The organism is uncultured Boseongicola sp., assembly GCF_937988555.1.
In the GTDB taxonomy this organism is placed as follows: Bacteria; Pseudomonadota; Alphaproteobacteria; order Rhodobacterales; family Rhodobacteraceae; genus Boseongicola.
Genome location: NZ_CALJXO010000364.1, coordinates 1 through 9,191 on the forward strand (window position 1 = coordinate 1; position 9,191 = coordinate 9,191).

Annotated in this window: 7 protein-coding genes; 4 read left to right on the plus strand and 3 right to left on the minus strand. The window is 54.0% G+C overall.

All coding sequences use genetic code 11. The annotated features are described in order from the left end of the window. Positions 1–274: 274 nt before the first annotated feature. Positions 275–715, minus strand: a complete 441-nt coding sequence (locus Q1B15_RS21375) for a hypothetical protein (RefSeq protein WP_299757820.1) — start codon at positions 713–715, stop codon at positions 275–277. Positions 716–1,461: 746 nt separating this feature from the next. On the opposite strand from Q1B15_RS21375, the gene Q1B15_RS21380 reads away from it, so the two are divergent. Together Q1B15_RS21380 and Q1B15_RS21385 are read left to right on the plus strand one after the other, a co-directional pair. Then, positions 1,462–1,995 (plus strand): hypothetical protein, encoded by a 534-nt coding sequence (locus Q1B15_RS21380; RefSeq protein ID WP_299757822.1) that lies wholly within the window; start codon positions 1,462–1,464, stop codon positions 1,993–1,995. Between the two features lie 1,238 nt (positions 1,996–3,233). Then, a complete protein-coding gene (locus tag Q1B15_RS21385; RefSeq protein ID WP_299757824.1) occupies positions 3,234–3,551 on the plus strand; it encodes a heavy metal-binding domain-containing protein in 318 nt (105 codons plus the stop codon). 577 nt (positions 3,552–4,128) lie between these two features. Here Q1B15_RS21385 and Q1B15_RS21390 read toward each other — a convergent pair. After that, positions 4,129–4,575, minus strand: coding sequence for a universal stress protein (locus Q1B15_RS21390; protein WP_299757826.1), 447 nt, complete (start codon positions 4,573–4,575; stop codon positions 4,129–4,131). 424 nt (positions 4,576–4,999) lie between these two features. On the opposite strand from Q1B15_RS21390, the gene Q1B15_RS21395 reads away from it, so the two are divergent. Continuing rightward, positions 5,000–6,172 (plus strand): type III PLP-dependent enzyme, encoded by a 1,173-nt coding sequence (locus Q1B15_RS21395; RefSeq protein WP_299757828.1) that lies wholly within the window; start codon positions 5,000–5,002, stop codon positions 6,170–6,172. A 490-nt stretch (positions 6,173–6,662) separates the two neighbouring features. Further along, positions 6,663–7,070, plus strand: a complete 408-nt coding sequence (locus tag Q1B15_RS21400) for a VOC family protein (protein ID WP_299757830.1) — start codon at positions 6,663–6,665, stop codon at positions 7,068–7,070. A 379-nt stretch (positions 7,071–7,449) separates the two neighbouring features. Here Q1B15_RS21400 and Q1B15_RS21405 read toward each other — a convergent pair whose 3' ends face one another. Continuing rightward, on the minus strand, positions 7,450–8,487 hold the full coding sequence (locus Q1B15_RS21405; RefSeq protein WP_299757833.1) for an IS110 family transposase: 1,038 nt from the start codon (positions 8,485–8,487) through the stop codon (positions 7,450–7,452). Between the last annotated feature and the right edge of the window lie 704 nt (positions 8,488–9,191).

Here is a 9,191-nt window from a genome sequence, read left to right on the forward strand (position 1 = left end):
AATTTGCAACGCCATCTGGTCTCCCGGCGAACTCTCCATCAAACTCGCGCCAGGTCATTCGCTGAGTGGTTCGAAATTGCGGCTGCTTGATCTGGGGTAGCGTCGGCTATTTTGGTTCAACTGAGTTAACGTGACAAAGCCCTCATGGCTTACCGAACGAACAATCGCTTGCCCACCTTCGCGGACTGTGACCCGCTCGACCCGAACGGTTTGCTGCGCCTTCGCCCGGTATCGCTTCAGAGCATCCATCTGCGTTGTGTAGGTTCGTGCCAACTTATTGAACGCGGCGCTCCGCCGCATCTTGCTGGGGAATGGTGGTGACGTGATTGAGCCGTCGCCCCATCATCATCGAGGCTTGGTGTGTCACAGCCATTTGTGCCGCCAGCATCGCTTCCACCTCATCGCGCGGTTCAATCGAAGCAACCACGCCAAGTGCAAAGTTTGTCGCCCGTTCAGAAATAGAATGACCAGACTCGCCAAGCGCGGACAATTGGCTGAAAAAGCCATCGAACACGCGACTGTCGCTCGTACCCAGCTCAACCATTGATCGGGCAAAACAGGCGGCCTTGTCGTCGTGGTTAAATTCGACGGTCAGATGTCTTGTGTCCTCGTCGAAGTCCATCGTCAGCTTCGGACCAGGTGTGCGCCTTGAGACCTTCGCCGCCAGCCTATCAACCGCTTCTGCATCCGTGAGAGCCGTATGCGACGTCTTCACGGCAATAGCCTCTTTTGTGTTCGTTTTTGCACTGCCATGAGTACACCTACCGCAAGATGGGTTCTCTCTTTATTCTACCAAACCCAAACCTGCTATTGAACCGTTATGGCAGAAAAAAGAGGCTGTAAGGGCCGCTCAGAAGACCTCATCCCTGAAGACCGAGTTTCTTGGACCAGGGAAACGTGGGAAGACCGAGAGGTGGTCGCAAAACTACCAGGCGGTACGTGGATGCTTCGCGAGGCAGCAGCAATTCTGGGTCTCCCTGAGGAAGCAGTCGATAACCTTCTAGGTGGCTAAGGACTCTGCCAGCCTCTTACACCGGGGCTGGCAGAGCGGCTGAGACCGTTGCTAGCCAGCCGGTTTAAATTTTGCCATTATCCGCCCGGCTTTCTTCCACGCATTAAGGAATTGCTCGCTGGTGAACGCTTGCGCTGTCTTCAGGTTTGATACCGTGCCTGCTCCTAACAGGGAGTGGTTAGTATTAGTGTTCCATTTCAGAACCGAAGGACCGCTCGAAAACGGGTCTGACGGGGACCAATTCGGAACCATGAGAGGCCCTTGGGTTCTGGTTCGGAACCATGGACGGGGCTGACGGTTCCGTTTCAGAACCGCGTTCTGTTTTTGCAAGGGAGCCCCACAAGCTATCCGAAGGCATCAACTCAACATGCCGACTCATTTTCTGGCTTTTGAGATTCGATGGATTTCATGCTACGTAGGGGACGCAAAATGAACGATTGGAGATTCGAATGTGGGACATTGGGGACTTCGTTGCAGACTGCCGAACTGCTATCGACAAGGACGCTTCGCACAAAGCCGTTTCCGAAGTCATCGGCAGAGCAATGAGTGATACTTCAGCCGTGGTATCTGCACTTGGTGAACCAACTGAAAGCGGCATTATTCCAATCTACCAGTCAGCGGATTTGACAATTGTAAATGTAATCTGGAAGCCTGGAATGACTATTATGCCCCACAACCACGAAATGTGGGCAGTGATTGGGATTTATGGCGGCAGAGAGGACAATATATTCTGGCGTCGAGTAAAGGACGACCCGGATGGCCGAATTGAAGCGGCCGGGGCCCGTGCGCTATCAACAGGCGAATTTGCTCCTCTCGGTAAGGACATTATTCACTCGGTCACCAATCCCATCCCGAAACTGACAGGCGCAATTCACGTCTATGGCGGTGACTTTTTCGAGGCCGAAAGAAGCGAGTGGGACCCCGAAATTTTAACTGAGCACACTTATGACATGTCCAAAGTCAAAGCGATGTTTTCAGACTAAGAGGCTCCCGCCCAAATCTTTGAATTGGGGATAAGTGCGTGAAGCTCGCGTGACGGTTGTCGCCCGGATAGCTTAAGGGACTTGGATCACCCCCATCGAAGCTTCAATCTGAGCCCGTCCACCGCCGTGTTTTCTGGAGTGAAACGACCGAAGCCGATGGTTCAGCGTCCTTGTAAATCACGGGCTGCGTAAATAGCTACATTATACAATCATAACAATGTTGAAGGGAGGCTATTATGACCAAGCACATCTTAGACCGAAAGCGTGTCCCTAGCAGATCAGCGAAGTCCGTTCAGTATGTTCGGATTGAAACTGCCGAGCGCCCTCATCAGCAGTCAAAGGTGCTTCAAAAGCAACCGCACCAGACAGATACGCAGACGCGCGCAAAGCGCTTTCTCGATATCGACCGAAGAGAGAAAAATGCGCCTTTTGTAGGCTGAAGTTCCTCATCTATTCCCCGCACGCCCTTCAGGCATGGGCAAACAGAGTCTCTTGGCTTTAAGAGATGCGTCCGTTTTCACACCTTGCTTCGATTGTCGAGGCTTCCAGAAGTGCCAATCATTGGTTGCAACCTGCTTGCCGCGTGTCGTTTGCATCGGCTTTGTTGTCAGCCGCCATTCATGTGCTTTGCGGTGATACCAGTTGCCTTTCGTCACCAGAACAATGAATCCCTTGTCCTCTTCATCTGCGATGTGTTCGTCCTTTGCTATCACCCTGTCGAAGACCCTGCGGTAGCTGACCACACGGACCCAGAACAATGGCGGTTTTACGTTTTGCCAGTTGTGGGGCCAAACGTCGCCGTTACCCCAAAAGAACTCGCAGCAGCAAACGCGCGAGTCATCCGAACAGGAAAGCAATCCGTTTGTCAGCGCCGACCTGGAACTCTTGAGCGGGGCCTGCGAGGTCGCCCGCCCGTTGCGCCGTTAACTCTCAGTGAGCTGTCAGTTGATGTGCCAAAGACCCTCATCCTTGGCTGAATGTGGTTATCGGCTTTGAGCCGCAGAAATGTAGCAATGACAGGATATACGAAGAGGAAGTCGACCGAGCCTTGTTCGGCAAAGACTGCGAAACAACCCCAAGTCGAAGGAGTATGAAAATGGCGAAGTGTCCAAATTGCCAAAAGACCGGCTTTGGTTTTCTAGAGATTAAAGGCGGAATGTAAAGAGGCTGCCAAGACTGATGATGTCCGTCGCGCGGAAACCGAAGCCAGAGTACGCACAAAAGCGGCAGCTTCTGGAATGATACTCACCACGGAGACCACCGTCGGCAGAGTTGAACGCCTCGGCATTGTGGCCACGGAAGTTGTGCTTGGGATGAACATCTTCCGAGATGTCCTCGCCAATGTGAGAGATATATTTGGAGGGCGAAGTGGCGCAGTACAAAAGACGCTCGATGAGGCACGCGAGGCGGCTTTTGATGACCTTCGGATTAAGGCTGCCGAACTTGGCGCGGATGCAGTGATTGCTGTCGATATTGACTACCATTCGATTTCCACTGGCAGCTCGGTAAATATGATGATGGTTGCCGTAAGCGGTACAGCCGTAAGGCTCAGCTAACTGCGCACCAGCAGGGAGTGGTTAGTATTAGTGTTCCGTTTCAGAGCCGAAAGAACGGCTGAAAAAGGCTCTGACGGGAGTCCGGTTTGCGGCGCAAAGCCGCCGTTCGATGCGGCTATCACGTATGTCTGCAGTGCGGAGAGGCTGTGTGAAAACTATCGAGAGCTTTTACAAATGCCAAAAATTCCCAGATTTAGGTGCGCGCTGGTCGAGCGGAACCATCAAGTTAGCAACTCCCGAAAACGAGCGGCGCAAAATCGTGAAGAATCCCGAGTTTTCACACAGCCTCCGGACAATGCCGACCTTCGTTTTTCGCCATAGGAAGGGAGTGACGGCACCTTAGTCATCGACCGCACCGCATTACACTTGTTGCATTGCAGCGAAAAAAGCGGATGTTCACAAACGGCGCCTTCGCCGATCAGATAAGCGACGCTCTAGTTGCACAACGTAGTAGACTGGGAACCGACCACTTGCCCGCGATACCATCGTCCCGATGCATTTGGGGCCGTGGATGCACTACCAAATAAGCAGGACCATTCGCTGAGGTCTTCTCGATCTTCGAGCGTGAGGCAATGAGCTAGCGGAGGACAAGAACCGGCCGCTTACTCAAAGCGATAACCTCGGCGGTCTGGCTTCCGAGTAGCATCCTTTGGAGCCCGCGGCGGCCATGCGATGCCATGACAATGAGGTCGCACTCTTCAAGCTCTGCGGTGTTCATGATGCCTTCAGCGGGCTTGCTATCCTTAACGTGCCGGGTTTCGGAGACCACACTCGTTGACGCCGCCCGGTTCGCTGCCTTCTCGAGAATTGCCTTAGCCGAACGCGCGACTGCGTCTTCGTAGACCGCAATCGCATCAAGTGTTCCCGCTTGGACATCGTCGGCCATCTCAAGCGGGGACCAAGGCTCTGTCACAGTCACAAGGACGATTGTAGCCCCAACAGATTCAGCAAGTCGGAGGCCGTGCTCGACTGCCTCCCCGGCTAGGTCAGAGCCGTCTGTTGCGATAAGAATTTTGCTATACATGGTTCGCTCCCTTCAGATTAGCAGAGGTTCCGATACGTGGCCGCTGGCGCGGCATAGGAACAATCTCGCAGGAACGCGGGGCCCTGAACATGATCTTGGTCAAGGACGGATTTCCGCTTCGGGCCAATTATGTTGAAAAACTCCAAAATCTGAAAATCCCAAATTCCCGTAAAAACCTCAAATCGTGTCAATGTCAGCTAAGATAGTGAACCAGGCGACGCGACGCGGCCTAGCAAGATGAAAAAGTGTGTCACACGAAAAAAACCGACTTGCAATGAATCTCAACTTGTCCCAAATACCACGTCAGACGCCAACGCACGCACCTCTGACCGGTGGCATTCAACACACAAGTGTTTATGTAGCGACGGTAACGTCTCCCTTGAACCTGAGCGGTCTATTTGGCCGAGTTTACTGGAGATGAACGATGAATGTGCATGTCTCGCCAATGGCGGGGTCTATTCCCAGTACGACCCTAGACCGCCTTGACGCCTATTTGGCCACCCATAGCTTTGATAAGCCGACATTGATTATGGATCTGAACCAGGTCGAAGCCCAGTACCGGGCTTTGAAATCTGGACTTGGCCGCGCCACAATTCACTATGCGGTGAAAGCGAACCCAGCGCGTCAAATTCTGTCTCGCCTAGCGACCCTCGGCTCGCGTTTTGATGCCGCGTCCCGCGCTGAGATCGAAATGTGCCTCGAAGTCGGTGCGCATCCGTCTGAAATATCCTTTGGCAACACCATCAAACGCGCCTCGGATATTGCATGGGCTGCCAATCAGGGCATTGTCCTTTTTGCCGCTGACGCAGATGAGGAGCTGGAAAAGCTTGCCCAAAACGCGCCCGGTGCTTCTGTATACATCCGATTGCTGGTGGACGTATCCCAAGCGGACTGGCCGCTCTCGCGTAAATTTGGCTGTGACCGGGACACAGCTTTGCGGCTGTTGGATCTCGCCAAGTCCCTTGGGTTGAACGCTGTTGGATTTTCGCTCCACGTCGGCTCCCAGACAAGGCGGGCCGAAATGTGGGGCCCAACCTTGGATACACTTGCCGCAATCTGGGCAGAGGCCAGAAATGCCGGACACGCTCTCACAATGCTCAATATTGGGGGTGGGTTTCCTGCCTTCTACTGCGAGGACATTGACGCACCAACAGCCTACGCCGCCAAAGTAATCGAAATGATCGAGGCACGGTTCCCTCATGTCGCCCATATTATGGCCGAGCCCGGCCGCGGCATGGTAGCAGAGGCAGGGGTTATTGCAGCCGAGGTTTTGTTGGTGAGCCGTAAATCAGACCGTGACATCCACCGATGGGTATATCTTGATATAGGGCGCTTCTCAGGCCTGGCGGAAACCGAGGGCGAAGCCATTCGATACCAGTTCGAAACACCGCGCGATGCTGACCCGTCAGGGCCTTGTATCGTGGCCGGACCAAGTTGCGACAGCGCCGATGTTCTCTATGAAAAACGCACAGTTGCCCTGCCGCTCACGCTCAAATCCGGTGACCGTGTCCTGATCCGCAATACTGGTGCATACACCACAACCTATGCATCTGTCGGCTTCAACGGTTTTCCACCGCTAGATCTTGTTGTGATCTGACGATCAAAACGCTTGCGTAGGAAGCGCACCAATCCAATTTTCCAAATTGCGGTCACTTCGTCTGAGGGCCGTCGCAATGCTCACACCGTTGTTATCTATAGCTCAGAGGGCGATACAAACCCTTGCTGCGCGCGTTTGGTGAATGGTCTTGGCGCGTTAGCACCGAAAGCGGTCTTTGGATTATCTTTCACGAACGGCAGATTTGTCCGGAGGCCGTGTGAAATCTATCGAAAGCTTTTACAAATGCCAAAAATTGCCAGATTTAGGCACGCTCTGGTCGAGCTGAACCGTCAAATTAGCAACTCCCGAAAACGAGCGGCGCTAAATCATGAAGAATCCCGAGTTTTCACACAGCCTCTCCGCATAGCTGACATCGGGGATGGTCGCAGCGAATGACGTGTAAGTACGGGGCGGAAGCCCTGTGTAGCCCGCGGCAAGGTTTCCTCGTTCGGCCAGCCATGGTATTTCGTCGTTTCAGGAGGAGGCTGTCATGATGAAAATGCAACTGCATCACGTGTCGTATCCAGTTAGGGATGTTGAGGCGTCAGCCGCCTTCTACGAGGGTCTCTTCGATTTGACGCGGTTGTCTCGTCCACCATTTCCGATACCGGGAGTCTGGCTTGGTTGTGACGATCGCCAAGTCCATCTCGTGTTCAATGAATCTGGGACATATCGCGCTACCACATCACCTGATATCGCCGATGTTCACTTCGCATTCCGGACGGATGACTTCGAGGGAATGGTTGAGCTCTTGAAGGCGGCTGGATTTAGCGATGACCTGCCGGAGAATGACAGAAAACGAGTACTGATCATTCGCGAAGGTCTTGCCGGCTTTCCGCAACTCTATCTGCTTGACCCGGACCTCAACACCATCGAGGTGAACGCAGCCCCGATGTAGAAAAGTATTGCGGCAGCACTGTCGTCGCAACAACCGCTAAGTCCGCAACTCGGTCATAAGGGTCATAAAACTCGCTGCCGGCGCAGCCAATGTCCACTTCTCTATCGCGGCCTATGTCAAGAGTGGGCTGATCAATTCATCTTATGTTCCTTCTTCACTTGATCTGCCTTGCGGATGTGTCGCCACGGAGCTCGTGCTTCTCTTCGAGGTCGGCGCGTGGCCGCCTCATGATGGGGTAAGAAGGATGGAGTGGTTCAATCTTTCGGGCGCCCTTGCTACGGGCGCAGCAGGATCTGCAGCCATTGCGAACTCGCTCCACCCGTCGTCCCCGTGAGGACATCATTCTGCCGAGGCAGATCTCTTGATCACAGCCTATTTGTTAGGCCGTTTTGGTGGTGGTGTTGGTGAAGCGGAAGTCGGTACCATCGATCCACATGCGGTGGAGAATGACGGCAATGCGCCTAGCAAGTGCGACAGTCGCGCGCCGCATACCGCGCCGCTGTGCAACCCGCATCGCCCATGCCTTAAGCCACGACCATTTTTGGGAATGGGTGAGCATCGATTGTGCCGCCTCATAGAGCATGGTCCGCAGCATGGCGTCACCGCATTTGGAGATGCCGCCATCATAGTCGATCTCGCCGGACTGGTATCGCTTGGGCGTCAGACCGGCATGTGCGCCGACATCCCTAGAATGCACAAAGCGGTGCGGCTGATCAACCGATGCCCGATAGGTGAGTGCGACAACCGGACCAACGCCCGGCATTGTCATGAACCGTCTGCATATCGGATCGGCGCGCACCATATTGAGGAGCATCTTGTGAAGGATCGCCAGTTGCTGACGCATCACCCGCCGGACCGTCAGCAGAGGATCGACGATTGCGGCCAGTCTGGGGAAACTTTCAACCAACTCGCGGATACGCGCTTCGTAATTCCTCGTGCTGACAACACCGACCTTCAGGCCGAAGTTGCGCAGCGTGCCGCGCATGTCGCACTCGATGTCGAGCAATTTGCGCTGGAGCAGCTTGCGACTGGTCAACAGCATTCTTTGTTCCTGAGCGGCTAGCGTCTTGACATGCACCGGTTTGAAAAGGCCCACGCGCATCATCTGGGCGATCCCGCGGGCGTCATTGCGATCACTCTTATTGATCTGCTGGGCCTTGAGCAGCGCCTTCATGTGCCGTGTTTCGACGCATATGACAGGCAAGTTCGCCTCAGCCAGTCCGTTCACCAGCCATTGCGACAATGGTCCCGCCTCGATCCCAACCCGGACATAACCGCCACCGACCGTGGTCAGCAGTTCAACTAGGTCATCCGGCTCGGTTGGAACTTTGCGCTCGCAGATCACCTTGCCGACTTCATCGACAACACACACCGCTGTCTCTTGCACCGATACATCCAAACCCACAAGATACGTCATATCGCCACTCCCTCCTTGATGCTCAAGGCCAGGATGATCCCGATCACATCTTCTTAAATGAAGGGGCCGCAATCAAAATACACCATTCGAAATTGTAGCCGCCGCGATACACCATCTTTCCTAGCTGCACCGCAGCGCGTCTTTCGGGTCAATAGCAGCGACCCATTTTCTGCGTACGCACGATTGGCAATCTGGACATGTCTGCATTGGGCTCAGAGCCGCCGTTCACTGCGGCTTGTGCCAGTGACTGCACCGGCCTGATGCGACTGCAGTGTAGATCGCCATGACGCTCCGGTCAGAATGGTAACGACGTCGCGGCGGTGCAGCTTAAATTACCCCAGTCGCCTTGCAGCAACTGGGGCAGAAACTTCTAAAACACTCTAGAGGCAACCACTCACGTACACTCAGGGAGAGTTAGACACATGCTTCAAGCGCCTTAAATTGTCAACATGATAATATGGGGAATGACAATTTCTTACTCACTCTTCCCCTAATGTGTGATAACCATGTGCGGAAACTATCGGCGTATCGGACATATGAGCAAAATTTCCGCACTTTTTGAACTGCGTAGCATGCTGCGCGAAATGGAGCACGAGGTCGGACTCCACACATTGACACCCGTGGAAATGGACGTGTTTCTTGCCGCACATGCCTTATCTGGAGCGCATGGAGAGGTCGTTACGTCCGACGATATCCGAAGACAT

What these genes read in the sequence shown, in the direction of transcription:
- Q1B15_RS21380 (WP_299757822.1), top strand. Translation starts at nt 1,462, where the DNA reads ATGTGGGACATTGGGGACTTCGTTGCAGACTGCCGAACTGCTATCGAC.
- Q1B15_RS21385 (WP_299757824.1), top strand. Translation starts at nt 3,234, where the DNA reads ATGATACTCACCACGGAGACCACCGTCGGCAGAGTTGAACGCCTCGGC.
- Q1B15_RS21390 (WP_299757826.1), bottom strand. Translation starts at nt 4,575, where the DNA reads ATGTATAGCAAAATTCTTATCGCAACAGACGGCTCTGACCTAGCCGGG.
- Q1B15_RS21395 (WP_299757828.1), top strand. Translation starts at nt 5,000, where the DNA reads ATGAATGTGCATGTCTCGCCAATGGCGGGGTCTATTCCCAGTACGACC.
- Q1B15_RS21400 (WP_299757830.1), top strand. Translation starts at nt 6,663, where the DNA reads ATGATGAAAATGCAACTGCATCACGTGTCGTATCCAGTTAGGGATGTT.
- Q1B15_RS21405 (WP_299757833.1), bottom strand. Translation starts at nt 8,487, where the DNA reads ATGACGTATCTTGTGGGTTTGGATGTATCGGTGCAAGAGACAGCGGTG.